The sequence below is a fragment of the Nitrospira sp. Vd2 genome, assembly GCF_979581665.1.
In genome coordinates this window covers 72,494-95,725 of the sequence record NZ_CEFZSK010000002.1, presented here as the reverse complement: position 1 = coordinate 95,725, position 23,232 = coordinate 72,494, and the positions used below count along the sequence as shown (strand labels likewise).

The 23,232-nt window shown below is 61.2% G+C and carries 23 protein-coding genes; 7 read left to right on the top strand and 16 right to left on the bottom strand.

Going from position 1 to position 23,232, the window contains the following annotated elements; translation table 11 throughout:
• Position 1: 1 nt before the first annotated feature.
• From AC1U7K_RS01225 to AC1U7K_RS01215, 3 genes are all read right to left on the bottom strand, one after another.
• Positions 2-1,039, bottom strand: coding sequence for a hypothetical protein (locus tag AC1U7K_RS01225; RefSeq protein WP_480248996.1), 1,038 nt, complete (start codon positions 1,037-1,039; stop codon positions 2-4).
• Positions 1,040-1,200: 161 nt separating this feature from the next.
• The gene (locus AC1U7K_RS01220; RefSeq protein ID WP_480248995.1) at positions 1,201-2,598 is read right to left on the bottom strand and encodes a sigma-54-dependent transcriptional regulator; all 1,398 of its coding nucleotides are present in this window, start codon (positions 2,596-2,598) and stop codon (positions 1,201-1,203) included.
• Positions 2,592-4,091, bottom strand: coding sequence for a sensor histidine kinase (locus AC1U7K_RS01215; RefSeq protein WP_480248994.1), 1,500 nt, complete (start codon positions 4,089-4,091; stop codon positions 2,592-2,594). Before AC1U7K_RS01215 ends, AC1U7K_RS01220 begins: the two co-directional genes overlap by 7 nt.
• Before the next feature lie 208 nt (positions 4,092-4,299).
• Here AC1U7K_RS01215 and AC1U7K_RS01210 point away from each other — a divergent pair, with 208 nt between their 5' ends.
• Positions 4,300-4,638, top strand: coding sequence for a DUF3147 domain-containing protein (locus tag AC1U7K_RS01210; RefSeq protein ID WP_480248993.1), 339 nt, complete (start codon positions 4,300-4,302; stop codon positions 4,636-4,638).
• Positions 4,639-4,711: 73 nt separating this feature from the next.
• A complete protein-coding gene (gene uvrA, locus AC1U7K_RS01205) occupies positions 4,712-7,495 on the top strand; it encodes an excinuclease ABC subunit UvrA (protein WP_480248992.1) in 2,784 nt (927 codons plus the stop codon).
• A gap of 129 nt (positions 7,496-7,624) precedes the next feature.
• Here the strand turns inward: uvrA and AC1U7K_RS01200 are convergent, their stop codons facing one another.
• The 5 genes from AC1U7K_RS01200 to AC1U7K_RS01180 all read right to left on the bottom strand — a co-directional run bounded on the left by AC1U7K_RS01200 (position 7,625) and on the right by AC1U7K_RS01180 (position 11,469).
• Positions 7,625-8,185, bottom strand: a complete 561-nt coding sequence (locus AC1U7K_RS01200) for a YqgE/AlgH family protein (RefSeq protein ID WP_480248991.1) — start codon at positions 8,183-8,185, stop codon at positions 7,625-7,627.
• Positions 8,186-8,243: 58 nt separating this feature from the next.
• Complete coding sequence (locus tag AC1U7K_RS01195) at positions 8,244-9,035, bottom strand: nitrilase-related carbon-nitrogen hydrolase (protein ID WP_480248990.1); 792 nt, start codon at positions 9,033-9,035, stop codon at positions 8,244-8,246.
• 111 nt (positions 9,036-9,146) lie between these two features.
• Complete coding sequence (gene smbP, locus AC1U7K_RS01190; protein WP_480248989.1) at positions 9,147-9,503, bottom strand: small metal-binding protein SmbP; 357 nt, start codon at positions 9,501-9,503, stop codon at positions 9,147-9,149.
• 93 nt (positions 9,504-9,596) lie between these two features.
• Positions 9,597-10,469 (bottom strand): sulfurtransferase, encoded by an 873-nt coding sequence (locus tag AC1U7K_RS01185; RefSeq protein WP_480248988.1) that lies wholly within the window; start codon positions 10,467-10,469, stop codon positions 9,597-9,599.
• Positions 10,470-10,524: 55 nt separating this feature from the next.
• Entirely contained in the window at positions 10,525-11,469 is a 945-nt protein-coding gene (locus tag AC1U7K_RS01180; RefSeq protein WP_480248987.1) for a histone deacetylase family protein, read from the bottom strand.
• Positions 11,470-11,580: 111 nt separating this feature from the next.
• On the opposite strand from AC1U7K_RS01180, the gene AC1U7K_RS01175 reads away from it, so the two are divergent.
• Entirely contained in the window at positions 11,581-11,901 is a 321-nt protein-coding gene (locus tag AC1U7K_RS01175) for a tetratricopeptide repeat protein (RefSeq protein ID WP_480248986.1), read from the top strand.
• Here AC1U7K_RS01175 and AC1U7K_RS01170 read toward each other — a convergent pair.
• Genes AC1U7K_RS01170 through AC1U7K_RS01160 form a run of 3 tightly spaced genes read right to left on the bottom strand, consistent with a single transcriptional unit; the run spans position 11,898 to position 13,089 of the window.
• Positions 11,898-12,437, bottom strand: coding sequence for a hypothetical protein (locus AC1U7K_RS01170; protein ID WP_480248985.1), 540 nt, complete (start codon positions 12,435-12,437; stop codon positions 11,898-11,900). The two genes, AC1U7K_RS01175 and AC1U7K_RS01170, sit on opposite strands and share 4 nt — an antisense overlap.
• A complete protein-coding gene (locus AC1U7K_RS01165; RefSeq protein ID WP_480248984.1) occupies positions 12,401-12,757 on the bottom strand; it encodes a hypothetical protein in 357 nt (118 codons plus the stop codon). The genes AC1U7K_RS01170 and AC1U7K_RS01165 overlap by 37 nt, the downstream gene beginning before the upstream one ends.
• A gap of 26 nt (positions 12,758-12,783) precedes the next feature.
• Entirely contained in the window at positions 12,784-13,089 is a 306-nt protein-coding gene (locus AC1U7K_RS01160; protein WP_480248983.1) for a hypothetical protein, read from the bottom strand.
• 139 nt (positions 13,090-13,228) lie between these two features.
• On the opposite strand from AC1U7K_RS01160, the gene AC1U7K_RS01155 reads away from it, so the two are divergent.
• The 3 genes from AC1U7K_RS01155 (at position 13,229) to bfr (ending at position 16,088) form a co-directional block, all read left to right on the top strand.
• Complete coding sequence (locus tag AC1U7K_RS01155; protein WP_480248982.1) at positions 13,229-15,052, top strand: M3 family oligoendopeptidase; 1,824 nt, start codon at positions 13,229-13,231, stop codon at positions 15,050-15,052.
• 178 nt (positions 15,053-15,230) lie between these two features.
• Positions 15,231-15,416, top strand: a complete 186-nt coding sequence (locus AC1U7K_RS01150; protein WP_480248981.1) for a (2Fe-2S)-binding protein — start codon at positions 15,231-15,233, stop codon at positions 15,414-15,416.
• A gap of 195 nt (positions 15,417-15,611) precedes the next feature.
• Positions 15,612-16,088 carry a bacterioferritin gene (gene bfr, locus AC1U7K_RS01145; RefSeq protein ID WP_480248980.1) on the top strand — a complete coding sequence of 159 codons (477 nt, stop codon included), beginning with the start codon at positions 15,612-15,614 and terminating at the stop codon, positions 16,086-16,088.
• A gap of 4 nt (positions 16,089-16,092) precedes the next feature.
• Here the strand turns inward: bfr and AC1U7K_RS01140 are convergent, their stop codons facing one another.
• From AC1U7K_RS01140 to AC1U7K_RS01130, 3 genes are all read right to left on the bottom strand, one after another.
• Entirely contained in the window at positions 16,093-16,677 is a 585-nt protein-coding gene (locus AC1U7K_RS01140) for a flavodoxin family protein (RefSeq protein WP_480248979.1), read from the bottom strand.
• A gap of 87 nt (positions 16,678-16,764) precedes the next feature.
• Entirely contained in the window at positions 16,765-16,950 is a 186-nt protein-coding gene (locus AC1U7K_RS01135) for a hypothetical protein (RefSeq protein WP_172834056.1), read from the bottom strand.
• Positions 16,951-16,998: 48 nt separating this feature from the next.
• The gene (locus tag AC1U7K_RS01130; protein WP_480248978.1) at positions 16,999-18,678 is read right to left on the bottom strand and encodes a long-chain-fatty-acid--CoA ligase; all 1,680 of its coding nucleotides are present in this window, start codon (positions 18,676-18,678) and stop codon (positions 16,999-17,001) included.
• 48 nt (positions 18,679-18,726) lie between these two features.
• On the opposite strand from AC1U7K_RS01130, the gene AC1U7K_RS01125 reads away from it, so the two are divergent.
• Positions 18,727-19,188, top strand: a complete 462-nt coding sequence (locus tag AC1U7K_RS01125) for a DUF192 domain-containing protein (RefSeq protein ID WP_480248977.1) — start codon at positions 18,727-18,729, stop codon at positions 19,186-19,188.
• Between the two features lie 29 nt (positions 19,189-19,217).
• On the opposite strand, the gene AC1U7K_RS01120 is transcribed toward AC1U7K_RS01125, so the two are convergent.
• A complete protein-coding gene (locus AC1U7K_RS01120; protein WP_480248976.1) occupies positions 19,218-21,392 on the bottom strand; it encodes a RelA/SpoT family protein in 2,175 nt (724 codons plus the stop codon).
• Between the two features lies 1 nt (position 21,393).
• The gene (gene recJ, locus AC1U7K_RS01115; RefSeq protein ID WP_480248975.1) at positions 21,394-23,100 is read right to left on the bottom strand and encodes a single-stranded-DNA-specific exonuclease RecJ; all 1,707 of its coding nucleotides are present in this window, start codon (positions 23,098-23,100) and stop codon (positions 21,394-21,396) included.
• Positions 23,101-23,232 lie beyond the last annotated feature (132 nt).

Below are 23,232 nucleotides of genomic sequence, written 5' to 3'. Positions count from 1 at the left end.
CTCACCGCATCACCGCCTTGCCGCCTTTTCCCCAGTAGTAGTACAGCGAGAGGTTCGGATAGATCGCGGCGATGTCGTTTTGCCCCGCGATCGTGAACAGGACGCCGACCGCGCCGACCAGATCACCGCCCAACCAGGTGCTGCTGAACTTGTACTCCACGGCCGGTTCGACGCCGAACAGTTGAAAGCTGGACGGCGGCAGGGTGAGGCCGTGCCCATCCGCCCGAAACGGCAGGCCGTGAATGCTCACGAACTCGATGTTCGTACCGAACCCGCGCTCCTCGTTCAGAATATGCTCGACCACCACGCGGGTATTCACGATATCGCCGACGTACGAGGTCGAGTCGGTGGTATGGCCCGGGGCGGTGTACGTGTAGAAGACGCCCCCGCTGATGCGAAAGGGCCGGAGGTTTTTTCGAAAGAGCACCCCTTCGGTCAAGGCGAGGCCGCCGAACGGAGACGCCGGCAGTTTCCCCAATGGAGAGAAGTTGCCGGGAATCTGCGCAGTCCCGGCGTAGGTGCTCGTCGGCACCGTGATTTGATTGTAAATGGTGATGGAAGGCCGCCAGCCGCCGGGGTCCTGGACGATCGGCCGATACTTCAAATAGAGCGCCGTATCCCCCAACCCAATCGACGAGGTGGAGGTGCGTGAGCCCTCGACCGTCCGCTGGGTCGCGTTCCAATACAGGCCCGTAAAGGCCGCGTTCAGCTCGACGTGATCGGTCAGACCATAGCCCGCGACGACGAGCGGCTCGACGGCATTCAAATGAAACGACGAGTCGAAGCGGTGCGTTGTGAAGGTATTGCCGAATTGCTGATGGCCGGATTCGGCGAAGACGAAATATTGACTGTGGAACTGGCCCTTCGGATCGATGTCCACGGCCGTCAGGAGGATCGGGCCGTTGGACATCGGATTCCAACTGTTGCGATAGCGGTCGAGTTCCCTTGCGGACGGCACCCAGTCGAACGCCGAGCACGGAAGTGCGGACAGATCGAGCGTCCCCGCGACGATGATCAGAATGAAACATATCCTTCTCATACCGTTCGCCGCAAGGCCGTAGCATGGAGCGGACCACGCTCGATGGCCCGCCGATGCTTGGGATGGCGTCGAACGAACGTGAAGGATGTCCGGATTGCAAACGGTCGTGCGTCGCGAAGGCGGACAGGCGGGCAAGCTTCCCGCCGGTCACCTCGCTCCCGTCAGGTCGCGGGGTCATCGAGCCCGAGTTCTTTGAGTTTGGCGTAGAGATGCTGACGGTGAATGTTGAGGAGACGCGCGGCCTCGGCCTTGTTGCCGTTGGCCGTAGTCAAGGCGCGGCTGATAAGCAGACGCTCCAACGAGGCCGTCGCTTGGGGCAACGGCATCGTCAACAGATCACGCAGTTCTGGATCGAGGCCGCGAGCCGGACCGCCCGACTGCAGACCGGGCAGATCCTCGAGGCGGATCAGCGGTCCCCGGGCCAACACACAGGCACGCTCGATCAGATTGTGAAGCTCGCGGACGTTTCCGGGGTACTCATAGAACAGCAGCGCATGGAGCGCGTCATCGCCGAGCGCGGACGGCCCCGCTCCGTGCTCGTGCCGATAGCGACGCAGAAAGGCGTCGATCAACAATGGAATATCACTCCGCCTCGCGCGGAGCGGAGGCAGGTCGATCCGGACCACGTCCAAGCGATAGAGGAGATCCTCACGGAATCGGCCTTCGCGCACGAGATGCGTCGGGTCGCGATTGGTCGCGGCGATCACGCGAAGGTCGACCGGGTACGGACGCGCGCCCCCGAGTCGCTCGACCACACGCTCTTGCAAGACCCGGAGCAGTTTCGCTTGGAGCCCGGCGGAAAGTTCGGTGATTTCATCCAGGAACAGCGTCCCTCCGTCGGCGGCTCCGAACCGGCCCACCGTACTCTGCACGGCCCCGGTGAACGCGCCGCGCTCATGACCGAACAATTCGCTCTCCAAGAGGGCGTCGGGAATCGCGGCGCAATTCACCGCGACGAAGGGCCGTGAGGCGCGCGGGCTGTGTCGATGGATCGCCTGTGCAACCAGTTCCTTTCCGGTCCCCGATTCGCCGGTGAGCAACACGGTCGCATCCGTGCCCGCCACCTTGCCGATGACCTTGAAGACGTGTTGCATGAGCGGATGCCGGCCCACTATGCCCTCCTGCTCCCCCTCGCTCCGCACGCGGGTCAGCCGCGCCACTTCACGATTGAGGCGGCTCACCTCGGTCGCACGTCGGATCAACCGCATGAGATCGTCGGCGTCGAACGGCTTCGTGAGATAGTCGTAGGCGCCGGCCTTCATCGCCTGAATCGTCGGCTCGCTTCCGCCGTACGAGGTCAAGACGACGACCGGAACGTTCCGGGTCTCTTCCCCGGCCTTCAACGCGTCGAGCACGGCGAGGCCTCCTCGGCCCGGCATTTTCAGATCGAGCACGATGACGTCGGGGACCATCCCGCGTGCGCCGATCATCGCCAGCGCGTCATCCCCGTTCCCTGCCTCCTCCGCGTGGTACCCTCCCCCTTTGAGCAGTTCCACGAGGCTCGCACGCAGGTGCGGTTCATCATCGACGATCAGCACGGTGGTGGGCCGAGTCAGCATGGCCATCTCAGCTCGAAGCGAGCGCCCGCCGACGAGCCGGTATAATGAAGATGCCCGCCGAGCGCACGGGCCAACTCGGCGGATAGGAACAAGCCCAGCCCGGTCCCCTCCGCTCGCGTCGTGACAAACGGCTCAAACAGTCGCTCGAGGACATCCGCCGGCAGACCCGGCCCGTTATCGACGACGCGCAGGACGACCTGATGACCTTCATCGCGAGCCACCTGAATGAGCACGCGTCCGGAACGATCCTTCACGGCATCGAGTGCGTTGGCGACCAGATTGTCGAGGATCTGACCCAGCCGGTCCCGATCGAGCGAGAGCGTGTTCACGGCCGGATCCACTTCGCAGGTCACCGCGGCACCTTGCTCCTCCGCACGGACGCGCCATGGCTCGAGACGCTCGGCCAGAAAGCGGCTCACGTCGGTGACGGTCGGGGCTGCCTGCGGCTTGGCGAGAGTGAGCAGTCGTTGAACGAGTCGGTCCAGCTTGCCCACCTCGGCCAACAGGACGTGACGCGTGCCGGACACCCGCTCCTCGTTCAGCGGGCCCCGCTCCAGTAGCTGGAGTTTGAGCTTGATGGAGGCCAACGGGTTTCGCAGTTCGTGGGCCACGCCGGCCACCAGCCGACCCACGGCGGCGAGGCGGTCCGCGTGATGGAGCCGCTGTTCCAGCTCCCGCCGGTCCGCCTGCTGCTTCTCGAGTGTCATACCGAGACGGCTTATCGCCGATCCGATTCGATCCAATTCCTCAATGCCGATGGGCGGCAATGACCGTCCCAACTCCTTTTCCATCGCGCTCAATCCCGCTTCGACGGTCGCCACCCCGGCGTCGAGCCGTCGGATCGTCAACCACGCCGTGAGGGGAATCACCGCGGCAAGGACGAGCGCCCCGAGCATCGCCATCGTAGAGACGACCGATGGAGTGCCATGAAGGCCGCTGAGGCGCGTCATGACCCATGCCGCGGCGATGGAATCGCCATGCCGGGGCAGCGGCCGCGCGTGAAAGAGGATGACGTCGGACCCGGCGGCGACGTGATCGACTGCGTGCCGACTCTGGCTCACCGCCGCCAGCACGACCCGCTCAATGGTATTCCGCTCGGCCGCCGGCACGTCGGTCTTGCGCCCCGATCCGGGATACGTGGGATAGGCGTATCCTACAAAGCGATGGCCTTCGACGGCATAAAATCCGCCTTCGGCGCCGGGGACACCGGCCAATGTCGCCTGCGTCACGGCCTGCAATACATTCTCGTCCTGAGAGTCTACATGCGACGGGAGCCGCGGATCGGCGAAGGCCCCCCGCACATCATCGTATCGGCGAACGAGTTCGTCGACGGACGCAGTCAACAGCCTGTCGGCCTCGTGCAAGCGGGCCGACTCGGTTTGACGGAGCAGCAAGATCGCCAGGCCCAGCGTGGCGGCGAGAAGGACGAGGGTCAGTCCCCCAAGGATGCCGAGGTGGTGCTTCAGCGACGAATGTGTGCGACGAGGTCTCATACGCGTCGTTGCTGTTTCAGCCTACCCGCCGAGGACGGCGCACGGCAAGCCGTGGCAATTCAGTAATCTGACAGACAGGCGATCTGCCGCCCACCCGACGAGCGGTACGGCATTGCATCGACCGCAAGCGGCCGCTACAAGGATTCAGGTAGGATGACGACAGGGACGTGACGGGAGCCGAAGAGATCCGTGACGGCAGGGGGACGGAATGAATGACATCGTGAAGTACGGGCTTTACTTCCTCCTCGGGGGATTGCTGGTCAGCACATCGACCTATGTCGGCTCGATGGGGCGCGGCTTTCTCGCGGCCTTTGCGAGTACGTTCCCGGCGATTACCGGCATGACGTTCGTGCTGATCTATCTCAACGGGGGCGCCGACAACACGCTCTCGTATGCCAAGCATTTGTTGTGGTTCGTGCCGCCGTGGCTTGCCTACGTGAGCTTTATCATCCTGGTCCTCCCCCGGCTGGGATTTTGGATCGCCATGCTCGGCGGGTTTACCATTTATATGGTCTGTGTCGGCCTGCTCCGCATGGTTCTACGATGATACGCTGGATCGCAAGGCTCCTTTGCGCGCGGCCCCGAGGGGTAAGTATGATCTCATCAGAACAGGAATTTCTGTGACCGCACCACGACCTTCCGAACCTACCGGCGACCTCATCATTGAAGGCGCCCGGCAAAACAACCTCAAGAACGTCTCGCTCCGCATTCCCCACAACGCCGTGACGGTCATTACCGGCGTGTCGGGGTCCGGGAAGTCTTCGCTCGCGTTCGATACGCTGTTCGCCGAAGGCCAATGGCGCTACGTCGAGTCCTTGTCGACCTATGCGCGAATGTTTCTCGAAAAGGTGAACCGCCCCGAGGTCGACCGGCTGTTCAACATTCGGCCCGCTATCGCCATCGAGCAAAAGAACCCCGTGCGCACGGCGCGCTCCACGGTCGGTACCGCCACGGAAATTGCTGACCTCCTGCGCTTGCTGTTCGCGAAAATCGGGCGGCCGATCTGCCCCGATTGCCATGAGGAAGCACGAAGTTTTTCGCCGGCCGAGATCGTCGATGACCTGCTGAGTCGTTTCCCGAACGGCCGCGCGATGATCCTGTTCCCGGTAGATGCGCCTAACCAGGTGGACGAGGAGCTAGCGCGCTCCCTGCTGTCCCGCGGCTTCCTTCGCGTTTTCTGTGGCGACCAGGTCTTCGACCTTCATCCTGATTTCACATGGCGAGGGTCGCCGCGCCAGCCGATCCATGTCGTGCTGGATCGACTGATCCTCAGGGACGAGAGCCGAGGGCGGTTGGCTGAAGCCGTCGAGACGGCGTGCATCGAAGGCGGCGGGATCTGCCGAGCCGAGATCATTGGTCACGGCCGGCTCACGTACAGCACCAACTTTCTGTGCCAGCGCTGTGGCCGGTCGTTTCCCGCGCTTCGCCCCGTGATGTTCTCGTTCAACCATCCCCTCGGCGCCTGCCCTGAGTGCACGGGCTTCGGGAATGTCCTTCGTTATGACGAGGAGTTGATCGTCCCGAACAAAAACCTCTCGTTGGCGGGTGGGGCGATCGAACCGTGGACGAAGCCCGGAACGACCTGGTGGCAGAAGCAGCTGCTCACCGCGATGAAGCGTCGGGGCATCGATGTGTCAACTCCCTATGCGAAGCTCACCGACCAGGAACGGGCGCTGATTTGGACGGGCGACCGCCGTTTCGATGGCATCACTGACTTCTTCGAATATCTCGAGCGCAAACGCTACAAGCTCCATGTGCGCGTTTTCCTCAGCCGGTACCGAAGCCCCTTCCCCTGCCCCTCGTGCCAGGGCTCGCGGCTCAAGCCCGAAGCGTTGCACGTGAAGGTGGACGGTGAGGATATCCACTCGATTTCCAATTGGCCGATCGCGGTCACGCTCCGCTGGCTCGAAACGTTGGCGCTGTCGGACTTCGAACGACGGGTCGCGGAGGACGTACTGCGTCAGCTCAGGGCGAAGCTGGGCTTTCTCGCGCGCGTCGGCCTGGGCTACCTGACGTTGACTCGGCAGACTCGGACGCTCTCGGGCGGCGAGGCGCAACGCATCGCACTCGCGAACCAGCTCGGCGCCCGGCTCGTCGGGACGCTCTACGTGCTCGATGAACCGACCATCGGGCTGCACGCCCGTGACACCGCGATGCTCGCCGATATTTTGCGCGACCTTGCCGCGGTAGGAAACACCGTGGTCACCGTCGAACACGACCGCCGGATCATGGCCGCGGCGGACTACATCGTGGAGATGGGCCCCTGGTCGGGAGACCGAGGCGGCGAGGTGGTCGCGGCGGCGCGCAAGGATGAGTTCGTGCAGCATCCACTCTCGATCACCGCGCGGTACCTACGTGGCGAGGACAGCATTTCCGTTCCCAAGCAACGCCGCCGAGGGAACGGCCGGTTCCTCGTTCTCGCCGGCGCCCGCGAACACAACCTCAAGGACCTCACGGTGCGCTTCCCACTCGGCATGCTGACGTGCGTGACCGGTGTGTCGGGATCGGGGAAAAGCACGCTGGTGCAGGACACGCTGTATCGGGCGGCCGCACGGGCGTTTCGGCTCGACTCGCTTCCGATGGGACGGTTCACGGCGATCAAGGGCTTGGAGCACATTCGAACCGTCCGCCTGATCGACCAAGAGCCGATCGGCCGGACGCCGCGATCCAACCCGGTCACCTATTTGAAAGCGTTCGACGAGATTCGCCGCCCGTTTGCCGCCGAACCCGCCGCACGGCGCCTCGGGCTCACGCCGGCTCATTTCTCCTTCAACACGAAGGGGGGCCGGTGCGAACGGTGCCAAGGAAGCGGATCGGAAAAGCTCGAGATGTATTTCTTCGAGGATATCTATGTGACGTGCGAGCGTTGCCACGGGCGTCGCTTCAATCCGGACGTGCTCACCGTCCGGTATCGCGGCACATCCATCGATCAAGTTCTGGCGCTGACCGTGAGTGAAGCCCTGGCGCTCTTCGGAGATAGTCCGCGCGTCGCCTCGTCCTTCCACCTCCTGACCTCAATCGGGCTCGGCTACCTCCGGCTCGGGCAGCCGGCCACGACGCTGAGCGGGGGCGAAGCCCAGCGATTGAAGATCGCCGCCGAACTTAAAAACAGCGGATCGCGGGACGTCTTCTACATCCTCGATGAGCCGACGACCGGGCTCCACTTGCACGATGTGAAAAAGTTGCTGGCGGTCCTCAGTCGGCTCATCGACGCGGGACACACCGTCATCGTCGTCGAGCACAACCTGGATTTCATCAAGACGGCGGACTGGGTGATCGATCTTGGCCCGGAAGGCGGTGAGGCTGGCGGCTATTTGATCGCGGAAGGCCGGCCGGAAGACATCGCAAAGGTGAACGGATCACAGACCGGCCAATTCCTCAAGGAAGTCCTCGGCTCTTCATAACGACGGACAGTGTTCCCGTCGACTCGCCTCACCGACAGAACCCGACCATCCCGCGCAGGATCTCCCTGGCGAAGGCAGCTGAAGAGAAGCAAGGGCCGACTCATGAGCGGCGGGATAGTGATGGCCAGCTTAATTCAGGGAAGGATCGAACGGCATCTCGGCGTAAAAATCGTATGGCTTTCCGAGCGAACGCAAAATATCACTCCAGACGTGTGCCGGATCGTGCTGAAAGATCACTGTGGGATCGGCCGGCACCGTGAGCCAAGACCCGGTCTTCATCTCCTGTTCCAACTGCCCGGGCCCCCAGCCGGAATAGCCGGCATACGCGCGAAAGGCTTCGGTTCCCGACGGTTCCCTGAGTACCCGTTCGACGGTATCCAGGTCTCCGCCGAGATAGACTCCGTCGACGACGTGATGCGTATCGGTCGGGCGTTCGGTCAGTCGATAGAGGATGAGAACTTGGTTCGGCTGAACGGGTCCGCCGGCAAACAGAACATGCCGCTGCCCCTCCAGCACTGGAATCTGGGGCAACGCCTCCGTAATCAACATGCCGGTCGGGCGGTTGACGACCACTCCGAGCGCGCCCTCAGCGCCGTGCTCACACAGCAACACGACGGTCTGCCGGAAGTTCGGATCGCGGAGGGCCGGAGAGGCGACCAGGAACATACCTTTGCCGAGTTGACCTTCCACGACGTCATTCCTTGTCCTGACATTAGTTAACACCAGGGGTACTGAAGGCAAGTTCGCATTACAGTCGGTACTGGTCCGTCCGGCGGTCCTTCATGAGATCGTTGTATGGGTTGAGCGACTTCTCCCGTGCCTCGGCCGGATCGATCTCGACGACTGTGACCGCCTCTTCATCCCTGGGCGCGCGAGCGAGAATCCGTCCGCGCGGCGTGACGATTTCACTGCTGCCGATAAAGCTCAGCCGCGGCTTGTTCCCTCGCTCTTCAAACCCAATGCGGTTGGCGGTCACGGCGAACACCCGATTCTCCAGACATCTCGTCACCATGGCGTCCGGGCAATACGGCAACACCAGGTTGGATGGGTGACAAATGATCTCAGCGCCCGCGAGCGCGAGCGTCCGCGCGGCTTCTGGGTAGAACCAGTCGAAACAGATCATCACGCCGATTCTTGCGCTGCCGATATCCCACACGCGAAATCCTGTATCACCTGGAGTAAACCATAAGGTCTCTTCGAAAAAGAGGTGGGCCTTGCGATACCAGCCGATCACGCCGCGCGGCCCGACGACGACCGCCGAGTTGTACATACACCCGCGATCGTGTTCGACGAGACCGGCGACAAGGAACACCTGGCGGTCACGGGCGATGTCGAGAAGCCGTTGAGTGGTCGGCCCGTGGGGAATGGGTTCGGCGAGCGCCCGCACTTCTTCAACGGACGAGAACTGATACCCGGTCGCAAAAAGCTCGGGAAGGACGACCAGATCGGACGTCACCGTGTCGAGACGCGCAGCGACCGTGTCGAGGTTGTGCTTGATCTCACCGAACGTCGGATTGAATTGATAGAACCCAACCTTCATGTCCGTACGCGGCCTTCTTTGTCACCCGCCTCAGGGATGGTCCCCTTCCCGCGGTAGAAACAAAAACGGGCAGGGTTACCCCTGCCCGTCCGAAGGAGCAGTGTCGAATGTTTACTTGGCTTCGGAGAGGTGCATGACCGCCCCCTCCGCTGACTTCGTCGCGACATCGGCATGTCCAGCCTTGCCATGCTCGATCGCATCCTTGAGACCTTTGATGCCTTCAGTGAGGTGTGGATTCTTCATATCTTTCTGGGCGGCTTCGGCATGCTTCAGGGCGCCTTCCGCGTGCTTCACCAGCGCGTCGGCATGCCCTTGTTTTCCGTGCTCCACGGCTTCCTTGGCGTGCTCAACGGCTTCCGACACGTGCTTGTTTTCAGCCGCAAGAGCAAGCCCGGCGAGGAGCGACACGCTGAAGAACCCGGTGATCGCGCTCAGAGCCAATGCACCAAGAAGAAATTTTCTCCTCATGCCCACACCTCCTTTGAGTTTTGATCGGATGAATTGAATGCAGCGAGGACCGGTCGACCTTAACACGTGATTTTTCTGAGTGTCAAGGCGATGTCATGACGGCCGGGCCTCCGGATTGAGGATCCTGTGCAGCACCTTCGTGTCCGTCTCCGTGGGGGCGGCAAAATCGCGGCTCCACTCCCACCAGGATCCCGGATAGTTGCGGACTTTGTCGTATCCGACGACCTTCAACACGAAATAGAGCCATGCCGAGCGCACGCCACCCGTGCAGTAGCAGATCACCTCTTGGCCTTCGTGCAACCCTTTGTCCTCGAGCAGTGTGCGAATCGTACGCGAATCTTTCAGTGTGGCGTCGGGATTGAGAAACCCGTTCCAGGGAATGTTGATCGCGGACGGGATATGCCCCGGCCTCGGGATACCGGCGATTTCTTTGCCCGCGTATTCTTCCAGGCTTCTTGCGTCCGCAATCGTGGTATGCGGATGCGGCCGCTTCACGAGTTGTTTGAGTTCATCCTTCATCGCGATCAATTCCGATCGCGGGGACGCCTTAAACGTGCCCGGCTTCACGCTGGCGCCACCATGTTCATACCGCCGCTTTTCGGCCACCCACTTCACCCAGCCACCGTCGAGAATTCGCAAGTGGGTGAGGCCCAGGTATTCCAGCATCCAAAACATCCGCCCTTCGTCACCCCAATTGTCGAACGGGTTCGAATAGATCACGATATCGCTGTCGTTGCTGATCCCCAGTGCCCGGATCTTCTGTTCGAGCCGACCGATATCCGGATCGAGCAACCCTTTCGCCACCGCGTTGGGATCACTGAACTCGTGCCATGTCGCATGGACGGCGGTGGGAATGTGGCCGCCGAACGCATAGGCCGCCTTCCCTCGCACATCGATGACCACAAGACCGGGCCGCCCCAAGTTTTGCTCCAATGTTTCCGTATCGATGAGCAATGGATGATTCATGGATGCCTCGTTTTTCGTTGGCTGTCTCTAGCCGGACCTTCCACCGTCGCCATGGCTACGCCTCCAAAAGCGCCAACACGTGGCGCTCGACCGATGCCGCGAGCGCCTGCAGGTTGTAGCCGCCTTCCAGGCACGACAGAAGGCGGCCGCGACAGTGACGCTGTGCAATGCCGACGACCAGGCGGGTCAGGTCGGCATAGCCCTCCTCGGTCAATCCCATGGAGGCGAGCGGATCGTCCTTGTGCGCATCGAAGCCGGCCGACACGATCACGAAGTCCGGGCGAAATTGGTCGGCGGCCGGGATCAAGACTTTTTGGAACACCTCTCGATATTCGTCATCTCCGTCCCCGGCGGTCATCGGGACGTTGATCGTCAAGCCTTCGGCCGCTCCACTACCGCGTTCGGTCGCCCGTCCGGTCCCGGGATAGTGCGGATACTGATGGGTGCTGAAAAAGAGCACGGAGGGATCGTCATAGAACGTGTGCTGCGTGCCGTTACCGTGGTGCACGTCCCAATCGACGATCAACACCCGGTGTACGCCATGCCGTCGTTGGGCGTACTGAGCGGCAATCGCGACATTGTTGAAGAGACAAAATCCCATTGCCCGATTGTGCTCGGCGTGGTGTCCCGGTGGGCGGACGGCACAGAACGCATGGTCGATCTGACCATTGACGATGCTGTCCACGGCCGTGAGCCCGCCGCCAGCGGCCAGATAGGCGGCCGGGAGCGATCCCGGGGACATGGACGTGTCAGGATCCAAGGAGACCCGCCCCCTTGTGGGCGCGTGGCGCTTCAATGACTCGATGTAGGCGGTGGAGTGGACCTGGGCGATCCACTCATCCGCCGCGGGAACCGGTGAGAGTCGCACCAACCGCTCCATCAGATGGTTCCGCTCAAGGCGGGCGAGGATCGCGCGGAGACGCTCGGGCGATTCCGGGTGGCCCGACCCCATGTCGTGTTCCAAGTACGCTGGATGCGTGACCAAACCCGTCCGACCCATGCTCCCGTTGCACCTTTTCAACTCGTGCGAGCGATCGTAACACGCAGGAAATCCCATAGACAATGTGGCGACCGCCATGCTAGTGTCCGGTCCTCTCAGAGACGCCCGCTCATGCCCAATCCCCGTATCGAGCCCTTGAAAAAAGTCCTGGCCGTCGATCCTCGGGACGATGTCGCCTGGTTCGGGCTGGGGAAGGCCTACATGGAAGATGGCAACTTCGAGGAAGCCGCCCGCGCCTTGGAGCAGTGCATTGCCGTCAAGCCGGCGTACTCGGCGGCCTACTTCGCACTGGCTCAATCGCTTCAACGGTTAGGGCGGATCAACGACTGTCGGACGGTATGCGACAAGGGCATCGACGTTTCAAGAGCGAACGGCGACGCCATGGTGACGAAGAATCTCGAGGCGCTGAAGCAAACCCTCCCCTCTCCCTAAAGCCTCGCTCTGAGCGACGCCAGCAGCTCCCCACTCAACTGATACCTGGCGCTCGGATTCACCACGAGCATGCGAAGCGGTGGAAGGTCATGCCGGCCGTGCGGTCGCTCGACGATATGAACGTTCGCCAACCGCACGGCTGATCGTTGCGGATTCGAATGAAGGTCCCAGAGCGACAGAAGGACCGCAGAAACATGAAGAATCATCGCGAGCAGCAGCGTCATCGTCCCCGCCAGCCGCTTCAGATCGATTGCCTCGGTCTCGACGTGGCCATTGCGAAGAGCCGCGGGGCGTACAGCCGCGCCACGTTCAGCAGGTGGATGGGTGATCGCCAACAGCACGGGGGCACAATAGTCCTGTAACTGCTTGGCCTTCTGATTGACGCGGGCCGCAACACGGGCTGTGAGCGGCTCGGGGGGATTGTCACTCTCGGCTCTCCCCACGAGCGGACGTCCGCCTCGATTCGCCTTTCGTCGCCTCCGGCGTCCGACCATAGCCGTCACTTCGACGAAAAACCGATCACACCGGTCGTGCATTCCAAGTCTGCAGTCCTCGCCCGTGCTTCCGGCAAGAAACTGACCTGAGCCCCTGCACCGAGTAGCAGCATGGCCACTTCGAGTTCGGCGGACGCCGATTCTACGGCTCCACGATCATGACTCTGCAAACGTCCTCGCAAATGGGCAAGCCGCACCTCGCTGGTCTGATCAGTAGACGACATGGCGAGGACCCGGCACGCCCGCTCCATGGCCCGCCGCCACTTCTCTACGCGTTCCGTTGAGGCCCGTGGAGGAAACCGGGACCCCGCATAGCGAGACAAGGCGCGTTGAGCGATCGTCCTTCGTCCGACCTTCTTCATCCTCGTCTGTCCTGTATGCCTCGGCGCTAAGAATCGGCTGGCCGCAGCAATTCAGGACGCTCCCTCATCAACGTCTCGTACAACTCGTCCAACCATCGTCCGGCGCATCCTAACACCTCGCGAACCAAGGGTTCCGGCTGCCCTGTCTTCACCATCGTCCACCTGACGACGTATTCGAAGAGCGTGTCACGCCTCATGGAGAGGGACGTGCTGGCAGCCAAGGACGACAGTTCCGAAAAGCCGATCCGAACGATGTCGGCTACCGTCTCACGGCCATAGGAAGTGCGGGCGACGACATATTGCACCGCTCGGTTGATTTCGCTTTCAGTCATCGATACTGGTCTCCCTGCCAAGCCGGGGCTCAAGGCCCTTCTCGCGGCTCAATCGCCTAAAACACTGAAAGACCGCATCTTTTGCTTCACTCAGGTGGGGTGAGGTGATGTTATCATGAAAGGCAATCAAGAGGGAGCCATGAAACGCACCGTTCCCAAGCGCCACAGCGGCGCCAAGCCGACATCCCCCCGATCCACGGCGCGCGGCCTTTCCGACCGGTGGGACCTTCGAGACTTACTCGAGGACCGCGACCGCCAATTTGCCGAGTTGATGGCTCAACTGAATGATGAGGTGGCGCAGTTCGAGTCGGCCCGATCGCAGCTTGCGCCGTCGATGCAGACAGAGACCTTTCTGTCGATCCTGGCATCCGCCGAGACGATCGCTCGTCAGTCGGCGACGATCAGCGCCTATGCCTATCTATGGTTCTCGGAAGACACGAAGAACATAGACGCGCGCGCGTTCAAAAGCAAAGTTGAGGAGCAACTGACCGCGTTGCAAAACCGCATGCTGTTCTTCGATCTCTGGTGGCAAGGGGTCGATGACGCGAATGCGGCCCGATTGCTGGCCGCTTCAGGGGATTACCGCTATTACCTCGAGTCGATCCGGCGGTACAAGACTCATACGCTCTCGGAACCGGAAGAAAAGGTCATCAACCTCAAGAACACGACGGGACGTAGCGCCATCAACACGCTCTACGATGTGCTGACGAACGCCATGACCTTTACACTGACGGTGAAGGGGGTCCGCAAAAAGCTCACCCGCGAAGAACTGAACCTGTACATCCGCAGTCCTGAACCTCGGATGCGCGAAGCGGCATACCACGAGATGTACCGGGTGTTTGCAGCGCAACGCGACGTCATCGGGGAGATGTACACCGCCCTGGTGAACGATTGGCGAAGCGAGAATCCGCACCTTCGGCACTTTCCGTCCCCGATCGCCGCGCGCAATCTTGGGAACGACGTGCCGGATGACGCGGTCGAGGCATTGCTGCGCGTCTGCGCGAAGAATGGCGAAGTCTTTCAACAGTATTTCAGGCTCAAAGCGCGGATTTGCGGGATTCGCTCGATGAGCCGTTATCACATTTATGCTCCGCACCGCGCCGAACGAAAGCGCTATCCCTATGCGGACGCCGTGCGCATGGTTCTGAAAGCCTATGACGCCTTCGCTCCGCGGTTGGCCGAACTCGCTCAACAAGTTTTCAAGCACCGCCATGTCGATGCCCGGACCATCCCTGGGAAGTTGAGCGGCGCCTTTTGCTACAGCGTCGTGCCAGGCGGCATGCCATACGTGCTCTTGAACTACACCGGCGAAGCGCGTGATGTGGCCACGCTCGCCCATGAACTTGGCCACGCGGTCCATGCGATGATGGCGGCCGATCACTCGGTCTTTACCTTTCACTCGACGCTGCCGTTGGCGGAAACCGCGTCGGTGTTCGGCGAGCGGCTATTGTCGGAGGCACTGCTCGCGAACGAGTCCAACAAGGCCGTCAAGCAGAGCCTGCTCCTTGCCCAACTCGACGACATGTATGCGACCATCCTGCGTCAGGCCTATTTCGTGTTGTTCGAGCGAGCGGCCCATGACCTGGTCGCCAACGGGGGGACCGTCAAGGATCTGGCGGAGACCTATCTGGCTAATCTGCGTGAGCAATTCGGCCGGGCAGTCAAAGTTCCCGATGAATTCCGCTGGGAATGGATGACGATTCCGCATATCTTCGCGAGTCCGTTCTATTGCTATGCCTACAGCTTCGGAAATCTATTGGTCCTCGCGCTCTACCGGCGATACAAAGAACAAGGGCCTCGGTTCGTGCCGAAATACTTGGATCTCTTGGCCGCAGGAGGATCAGAGAGTCCGGCGACGATCCTCGCCGGGATTGGCGTGGATATGACATCGGAAGCATTCTGGCAATCGGGATTCGACACCATCCAAGAGATGGTCGTAGAACTCGAACGGACACAGCGCTAATTCCGCAGACCTTCACACGTTTTCCCACCTGGGCCTTCTCCCTGCTGCTCGGTCCGACAAGCTCTTGACATGGCCGGCCGAGCAGCCTATTATTAGCTATGGTTTTGAGAATTATTCTCATAATCGATTCGCTGTTGCCGGCATCACAGTTCATCCATTCATCCTGAAGGAGCCGCGCATGTATGTATGTCTGTGCAAGGGGCTGACGGAAGCGGATGTTCAGCAGGTGGGTCGAACCGGACAGGTATGTCCGGAAAAGTTGAAGGCCTGTTTCGGCCTCGAGGATGATGATTGCTGTGGTCGGTGTGCGCGCAATATCCATGATCTCGTCGCCATCGCCACCAATTCGATGAGCTGCCCCTAGTCGCCACGGCACTGTTGCTCAATCAAAGGATTGACTCTCGGAGCATTATTGACTGCCTGCCCGCCGTATTGACACCTCTCCTGGTTCGGCTCGATAATCCATTCAGGCGCACATCGCTCCTTTCACATCTCGCTGTCCCACACTCGGCTCCCCGAGCGCGCCTCACCCAACCGATGACACGCTAGGAGGAATCAGATGAAAGCCAAAGAAGGGGTGATCGACTTTCTCAACCGCATCCTCACGAATGAACTCACTGCGATCAACCAGTACTTCATTCACGCGAAGATGTCGGAGAATTGGGGATACGAACGCCGCCATCACAAGATACGCGAGTTCAGCATCGATGAAATGAAGGATGCGGAGAAGACGATCGAGCACATCCTCTACCTGGAAGGTGTCCCGAACATGCAGCGCCTGGGGACGGTCAAAGTCGGAGAGACGGTGCTCGAGCAGCTCAAACTCGACCTCCAGCAGGAACAAGATGCCGTCAAGCTGTTTACCGAAGCGATCACCCACTGCGCCAAGGTCGGCGACTACACGACCCGCCACATCCTCGAAGACATGGTGAAGGACGAGGAAGAGCATATCGATTGGTTGGAGACCCAGCTGGAGACGATCAAGCAGGTGGGGATCGAAAACTATCTCAGCGAGCAGATCAAGAAGGACAGTTAAGGGATCATGGCATTCCGGCTTTCAGCATTCGCGCGACCTCCGCGACGCGGCGGCCGAGTTGCCGGGCCGCCGCCAATTCTTGCTCGTCGATCCCGGGGCTGTCACCCTCGGTCGTCGCCGACGCCCCGAAGGCCCCGCCTCCGCTCACGACGATCATCTGATTGCCCAGCATGGCCGCCAGGATTGACAGCATCGTCAGCTCCTTCCCGCTGGAGATCTGTCCGCCGGTCGCGAAGGCCGCGCCCACTTTGTTGCGCATTTTAAACTCTGGAAACACCCCGAACTTGAATTGCCAGTTATCGAAGAACGTCTTGACCTCTCCCGCCATGTTCGACCAATAGACGGGCGACCCGACGACCAGCGCATCGGCCGCAAACAACTCATCGGCCGTGACCTCGCCGACCCGCTTCATGACCACGCGTGCCGCGGCCACCGAGCGCGCCCCCTCGGCGACCGCCTCGGCCATGTGCTCGGTATGCCCTGTCAACGAGTGATAGGCGACCAGGACGGTAATCGTCGGCTCGGCGCCGCGCGCAGAGTTTATAAAGAAGCATGCAAGCAGAAGAGCAGCCGGCGCGATCAGCTTCATCGCGAACCTCCATCAACATCTGGTGTCTGGTGTAGACGCTGGACAGGCAGGAACAGGTCCGATGAGCGACAGCGACAGAGCGGGGAACTAGTGCCGGATCGTCTCCTCGTCCATATGCTCCTCGACGGACACCTCGGTGAGCGTCCCCCGATAGTCACACTTGTGGCAGCGAATCCGCCACTCTTCGATCCACTTTTCCTGGACGTAGGACTGCCGGCACTTCGGGCAGACAAAGACGCCTTTCTTGTACAGGACGCGCCGTTTTTCTTTCATAACTCCTCCACAATCTGGGGACAGCATCGCATACGGGTCCCGCACAATTCAAGGCGCGGCGGAGGCGCGCTTCTTCAGTTCCTCTTCAATCAACACCCGCCGCAGCACCTTCCCGATGATCGTCTTCGGGAGCGCTTGGCGAAACTCCACCTTCCGCGGCACCTTGAACTTGGCCAACTCCTGACGACAGTGGTCCAACAACTCCGCCGCCGCCACACGCTGCCCGTCGTGCAGGACGACATAGGCCTTGATGAGCTCACCACGCAGGTCTTGGGGTAACCCCACGACCACCGCCTCCTTGACCTTCGGGTGACGGAGCAGCACCTCTTCGACCTCACGCGGGTAGACGTTTTCCCCGCCGGACTTGATCATGTCTTTCTTGCGATCCTCGATATAGAAGAACCCGTCAGCATCCATGCGGGCCAGATCGCCGGTATAGAGCCAGCCGTCTTTGAGAACCTGCGCCGTCTCGTCGGGCCGATTCCAGTAGCCTTGCATGACCTGGGGCCCGCGAATCACCAATTCCCCGATCTCGCCCACCGGTAGCTCCCGCTCCGGGCGCTCGGCATCGACAATTTTGGCTTCGGTGTCCGGCAGCGGGAGGCCGATGCTGCGCGACCGCCCCTTCGATTCAATTGGATTGACGTGAGTCACCGGCGACGCCTCCGTCAAGCCGTACCCCTCGACGAGCCTTGCCTCGGCCAGTGACTCGAACTTCCGCTGAACCTCCGCCGGCAGCGCGCCGGCACCGCTGATGCACAACCGAATGGAGCGCAGATTGTACCGTTCCAGCCGTTGGTGATTGTTGATCGCCGCATACATCGCCGGGATGCCGGGGAAGACCGTGATGCACTCCTTGTCGATCGTCTCCAACACCTCGCCGACCTGAAACCGAGGCAGAAGGACCATCGCAGCGCCGATACTGATTGCCAGATTCTGGCAGGCACTCATGCCGTAGACGTGGAAAAACGGCAGCACGCTCAAGAACCGCTCTTCGCCCAACCGCAACGAGGGCATCCAATGTCGGCACTGCCACGTGTTGGCGACGAGGTTCCGATGCGTGAGCACGACCCCCTTCGGCACCCCGGTCGTTCCGCCGGTGTATTGAAGCAGCGCGACGTCGTCGGGCGAGCCATGGGAGACGGAGGTCGGTCGCCCTCGGCTGACCAGCCGCCGGAAGTGATGAATTCCACCGCCCTCTGCGACCTCGACATTCGCACGTTGTCCGCGCTGGATGAAGGGAAAGAGCAGCCGCTTGAGCCACGGCAAATAATCTTCCGGCCCCGTCAGGATGACGTGTTTCAGGCAGGTACGGCCGAGCAGCGGTGCAATGCGAGGGTAGAATTGCCGGAGCGCGATGATCGTCTCGCACCCCGCATCGACCACCTGCCGTTCGATCTCCTGTTCAACATAGAGTGGATTGATGGGAGAGACGGCGGCACCGGCCTTCAATGCGCCGAAGTAGCCGATGATCGCCTGCGGTACGTTGGGCAGCATGAGCGCGACCTTGCCGCCCGATGCGCCGCGCATCGAACACAGCGCGTCGGCCAGCCGGCCCGTCATCTCGTCGAGTTGCCGATACGTGAGCGTGGCGCCGTAATAGCGGACCGCCGGCCGGCCGCCGTATCGTCTTGCCGCCTCACCGAGCAGCGCAGGCAGCGTGATCCGTGGATATGACAGCGTCGGGGGAACGTTCGCATCGTACTGGTCCAACCATACTGGCTTCATTGTCGTTCGCTTGACGGCGGGGAGGATCGCCGCTAGGATCGCGCCATCATGGTGATGATCCTATCGACATGGCTCGCTGTGCTGCTATCGGCCTGGCCGGCGGCCGGCGCGTCGGGGAACGACCAGGGACTGGTGGCCATCAAGATGCCGAACGGCGCGGTCGTGCAGGCAGAGATCGCGGACACCCCACAGAAACGGGCCCGCGGGCTAATGTTCCGAGACGCGTTGCCGAAGGATCGAGGCATGCTGTTTACGTTCGCCGAACCGCAGCAGTGGTCGTTCTGGATGAAGAATACCCGCATCCCGTTAGACATCATTTGGCTCGACGGAAAAAAACGCGTGGTCCACGTCGAACGAAACGTGCCGACCTGCAGCCGCAGCGACGATGGCTGCCCGCAATACCAACCCAACGACAACGCCCTCTATGTTCTCGAACTCGCTGCCGGGATGGCGGATAGCTTGAAACTGCAGCGAGGGTCCGTGCTCTCGTTCCAGGTACCGATGCAGTAATCGGAGCCCGCGGTTTCAACATCCTGCCGCTACCGTTCCTGCCACGCCCGAACACGCCTCGCCCGGATCACGCCTTCGATGCGTTCGATCGCCTTCAGAACGCGATCGAGATGCCCCGTGTCCGTGACCTCGATGACGAAATCGAGCTGTGCCTTCTGATCGTCGCGCGTCGTAATCTCCGCCCGACTGATGTTCGCGTTGCTCCCTGAAATCGACGAGGAAATATTCGCCAAGACCCCCGGCTTGTCTACCGCCAGCACCGAGACCTTGACACTGTGAATGCTCTGCGAACTCGTATCCCAATCGACTTCGACCAGCCGTTCCTTGTCGTAATCCAGTGCTTCGAGGTTCGGACACCCGACGGAATGAATCGTCAACCCTCGGCCACGCGTGATGTAACCCATGATCCGATCGCCGGGAACCGGGTTACAGCAACGCGAGAGCTGCATCAAGAGATCACGGCCGCCCTGGACCTTTACGCCTTTTTCAGCCGATTTCGCCGACGGCTTGCTCTCGGCCACCTCCTCGACCGCGTGCGCCTTCTCGCCGTCCGGCTTCGGCATCAATCGTCCGAGCACGGTCGCCGTGGCAAGCCGTCCATAGCCGACCGCGGCCATCAGCTCATCCACCGAGTCATGACCGAGATCGCGACTGACTTGTAGCAGCCGGTCGGATTTCAACATTTGCGCGGGCGGCAAATCGTGCTTGCGAAACTCGCGCTCGAGCAGGCGGCGCCCGATTTCGATGCTCCGCTTTTGCTCCTCGATTTTGAGCCAGTGCTTGATCTTGGTTTTTGCTCGCGAAGTGCGAACGAATTTCAGCCAATCTTTATGGGGAACTTGAGTGGGCGCGGTCAGAATCTCGACGGTGTCGCCGCTGTTCAACTGATGCTTGAGCGGGACGATCTTGCCGTTGACCTTCGCGCCGACGCAGTGATCACCGATCTCGGTATGGATCGCGTAGGCGAAATCAAGCGGCGTCGAGCCTTTGGGCATCTCCTTGACCATGCCCTTCGGCGTGAAGACATAGACGACGTCATGGAACAGATCCAGCTTGACGGTGTCCATGAATTGGCGGTTGTCGGTCAGATCCTGATGCCATTCGACGAACTGCCGCAGCCAACTGAAGACCTTCCCTTCCTTGTCGTCGATCTGTCCGCGCTCCTTGTATTTCCAATGCGCCGCGATGCCGTACTCCGCAATCCGATGCATCTCCTCGGTGCGGATTTGAAACTCCACGTGCTCGCCCTTAGGACCCACGACCGTCGTATGCAGCGACTGATACCCATTCGATTTGGGAATGGCGATGTAATCTTTGAAGCGGCCGGGCACCGGGCGCCAGAGCGAGTGAATCAGGCCGAGGATTGCGTAGCAGTTCATCTTCACGTCGGTGATGACGCGAAGGGCGGTGAGGTCGTACACCTCCTCGAAGGAGATCGACTGCCGCTCCATTTTTTGATAGATGCCGTACAGGTGTTTCGGCCGCCCTTGGACGTCGCTTTTGAGGCCCGCTTCGGCCAGCGCCGCCTTGACTTGCTGGATGACCGTTTCGATGTAGGCGTGGCGCTCCTCGTCGCGCTTCGACACGCGCATCTTCAGCATGGCGTAAATCTCGGGCTTCAAGTACTTCAAGCACAGGTCTTCCAGCTCGTTCTTGATCCAGCCGATGCCGAGCCGGTTCGCCAGCGGCGCGTAGATTTCGAGCGTCTCCTGGGCGATTTGCTGACGCTTCGCCTCGTGTAGATGTTCGAGCGTCCGCATGTTGTGCAGGCGATCGGCCAATTTGATGAGGACGACCCGGATGTCGTCCGCCATGGAGAGAACCATCTTGCGGAAGTTCTCCGCCTGCTTCTCTTCGTAGTTCCGGAACTGAATCTTCCCGATTTTCGTCACGCCGTCGACGAGCCGCGCGACTTCCTTGCCGAAGAGCTGTTCGAGCTCGGCCGGCGTCGCGAGGGTATCTTCCAACGTGTCGTGTAACAAGCCGGCGACGATCGCAGTTACATCGGAGCGCAGCGCCGTCAACACGCCGGCGACGGCAAGCGGATGCTTGAGGTACGGCTCACCGGACTGACGGGTCTGCCCGGCATGTGCGTGGGCAGAGAATTCGTATGCACGACGCACGAGGTCCGTCTCGGCTTCCGGGCTGTAGCTCTGGAGCCGTTTGATCAATTGATCGATATCGGTAATCGTCTCTGTCGGCATGTCAGTGCGGGACAGCGATTCTGATGTCCCGAAGCCTCAATTGAATGCGATCGAATCCGTTCCAACGGCTCAACTCGGGCATGAAGGCCAGATCGACCGGCCGGTCAGTGGCCAATCCCCGCGCCGCCAAGGCACCCATCCGGAAGCCGATGGTTTCGAACGGGAGCGACCGCCCTTGTCGGACGATCAGCTTGAGATGACCATCGCCCACGGTTCGGGCGTTCAGGATCGTGACGTGACGAACGGCAAGGACCGGCTCCGGGTTCCCGGCGCCGAAGGGATGGAGCAGATCCAGTTCCCGAATAACGCGTGGATCAATGTCCATCAGCTTAACCTCCGCATCTAAGCGAAGCAAGGGATCACGCGCCTCCCCACCGGCCCACTCGGCGGCAATACGTTGAAACATCGGTGTAAACTCCCGAATGCGTGCTTCCTCCAAAGTCAGCCCGGCGGCGCTCGGGTGCCCCCCGAATCCTAGGAGAACCTCACGGCATTGGGCCAGCGCCCGATACAGATCGAACCCCGGCACACTTCTGGCTGACCCCTTGGCCTGGCCGTGGTCGTTAACCGCCAGCACGATTGCCGGCCGATGGAATCGCTCGACGAGCCGCGCCGCGACAATGCCCACGACGCCGAGATGCCACTGGCGCGATGCCACCACGATGGCCGCGGGCGGTTCTCCCTCACCGACAGCCGTCACGGCTTCCTGCGTCATCTGCTCCTCGATCCGCTGGCGTTCCGCGTTCAGCTGCTCGAGCTGAGTCGCGAGGTCCCACGCTTCTGTCTCCGATTGGGTCGTCAACAATCGAACGCCGAGATCGCAGTGTGCCAGCCGACCGGCGGCATTGATGCGAGGTGCCAATCGAAACGCAATGGTCGCCGCACTGCATGGACAGTTAATTCCCGCAACCTGTTTCAACGCGCGGAGCCCGGGTCGTACACCGGACGAGATGAGATCGAGGCCGGCCCGCACGATGGCACGATTTTCATCCTGAAGCGGGACCATGTCGGCAACGGTCGCGAGCGCGGCAAGGTCGAGGAAAGACTCGGGGCGAACGGTGGCGGACGCTCCGTATCGACTGGCATACGCATGAACGACTTTATAAGCCAGCCCGGCCGAACAGAGATGCGCAAACGGATAGGCGGAATCAGGCCGATGGGGATTCATCACGGCCAAGGCATCCGGCAGGCGGGCATCGCTCTGATGATGATCGGTGACAATGACGTCGACGCCGAGACGTCGGGCGGCCTCGATTTCTCGATGGCTGGTCGTCCCGCAATCCGACGTCACCAAGAGGCGAACACCGTCGGCCACGAGCTCCCGGACCGCCATTTCGTTCAGCCCGTATCCCTCGCGGAGTCGATGCGGGATATACCAACAAACATCGGCACCGAGACCGCGAAAAAACTCTGTATAGATGCTCGTCGCCGACATGCCGTCGACATCATAATCGCCATAGAAGCAGATGCGTTCGCGCTGAACGACGGCGTCATGCAACCGGTCGACGGCGGCCGGCAAATCAGGAATGAGAAAGGGATCGTGGCGGATCGACTCTTGAGGAGAAAGCCATCGGTCGGCCTGCTCCTTGGTCAGCACGCCACGTGCGAGCAGCAGCGCGGCGGTGATATGTGAGACTGAGAGAGCCTGCGCGAGGGCTATGGATTGACGGAGATCGACATCAGGAAAAACCCAGCGTTTGGCAAGCATGCGCCTCGTGTGGTGAGAGGATGAGTGAGCGCATACTAGTGACGGGCCTGTCCTTTGTCAAACCACACAACGTACGGGTGAGGAGCAGCGGCGAGACACGAAGCGACCGGAGGGAAAACAAAAAGGTGGGGG

Coding starts and splice junctions, on each gene's coding strand:
- AC1U7K_RS01225 (WP_480248996.1), bottom strand. CDS start 1,039: ATGAGAAGGATATGTTTCATTCTGATCATCGTCGCGGGGACGCTCGAT.
- AC1U7K_RS01220 (WP_480248995.1), bottom strand. CDS start 2,598: ATGCTGACTCGGCCCACCACCGTGCTGATCGTCGATGATGAACCGCAC.
- AC1U7K_RS01215 (WP_480248994.1), bottom strand. CDS start 4,091: ATGAGACCTCGTCGCACACATTCGTCGCTGAAGCACCACCTCGGCATC.
- AC1U7K_RS01210 (WP_480248993.1), top strand. CDS start 4,300: ATGAATGACATCGTGAAGTACGGGCTTTACTTCCTCCTCGGGGGATTG.
- AC1U7K_RS01195 (WP_480248990.1), bottom strand. CDS start 9,035: ATGAAGGTTGGGTTCTATCAATTCAATCCGACGTTCGGTGAGATCAAG.
- smbP (WP_480248989.1), bottom strand. CDS start 9,503: ATGAGGAGAAAATTTCTTCTTGGTGCATTGGCTCTGAGCGCGATCACC.
- AC1U7K_RS01185 (WP_480248988.1), bottom strand. CDS start 10,469: ATGAATCATCCATTGCTCATCGATACGGAAACATTGGAGCAAAACTTG.
- AC1U7K_RS01180 (WP_480248987.1), bottom strand. CDS start 11,469: ATGGGTCGGACGGGTTTGGTCACGCATCCAGCGTACTTGGAACACGAC.
- AC1U7K_RS01175 (WP_480248986.1), top strand. CDS start 11,581: ATGCCCAATCCCCGTATCGAGCCCTTGAAAAAAGTCCTGGCCGTCGAT.
- AC1U7K_RS01170 (WP_480248985.1), bottom strand. CDS start 12,437: ATGCACGACCGGTGTGATCGGTTTTTCGTCGAAGTGACGGCTATGGTC.
- AC1U7K_RS01165 (WP_480248984.1), bottom strand. CDS start 12,757: ATGAAGAAGGTCGGACGAAGGACGATCGCTCAACGCGCCTTGTCTCGC.
- AC1U7K_RS01160 (WP_480248983.1), bottom strand. CDS start 13,089: ATGACTGAAAGCGAAATCAACCGAGCGGTGCAATATGTCGTCGCCCGC.
- AC1U7K_RS01155 (WP_480248982.1), top strand. CDS start 13,229: ATGAAACGCACCGTTCCCAAGCGCCACAGCGGCGCCAAGCCGACATCC.
- AC1U7K_RS01150 (WP_480248981.1), top strand. CDS start 15,231: ATGTATGTATGTCTGTGCAAGGGGCTGACGGAAGCGGATGTTCAGCAG.
- bfr (WP_480248980.1), top strand. CDS start 15,612: ATGAAAGCCAAAGAAGGGGTGATCGACTTTCTCAACCGCATCCTCACG.
- AC1U7K_RS01140 (WP_480248979.1), bottom strand. CDS start 16,677: ATGAAGCTGATCGCGCCGGCTGCTCTTCTGCTTGCATGCTTCTTTATA.
- AC1U7K_RS01135 (WP_172834056.1), bottom strand. CDS start 16,950: ATGAAAGAAAAACGGCGCGTCCTGTACAAGAAAGGCGTCTTTGTCTGC.
- AC1U7K_RS01130 (WP_480248978.1), bottom strand. CDS start 18,678: ATGAAGCCAGTATGGTTGGACCAGTACGATGCGAACGTTCCCCCGACG.
- AC1U7K_RS01125 (WP_480248977.1), top strand. CDS start 18,727: ATGGTGATGATCCTATCGACATGGCTCGCTGTGCTGCTATCGGCCTGG.
- AC1U7K_RS01120 (WP_480248976.1), bottom strand. CDS start 21,392: ATGCCGACAGAGACGATTACCGATATCGATCAATTGATCAAACGGCTC.
- recJ (WP_480248975.1), bottom strand. CDS start 23,100: ATGCTTGCCAAACGCTGGGTTTTTCCTGATGTCGATCTCCGTCAATCC.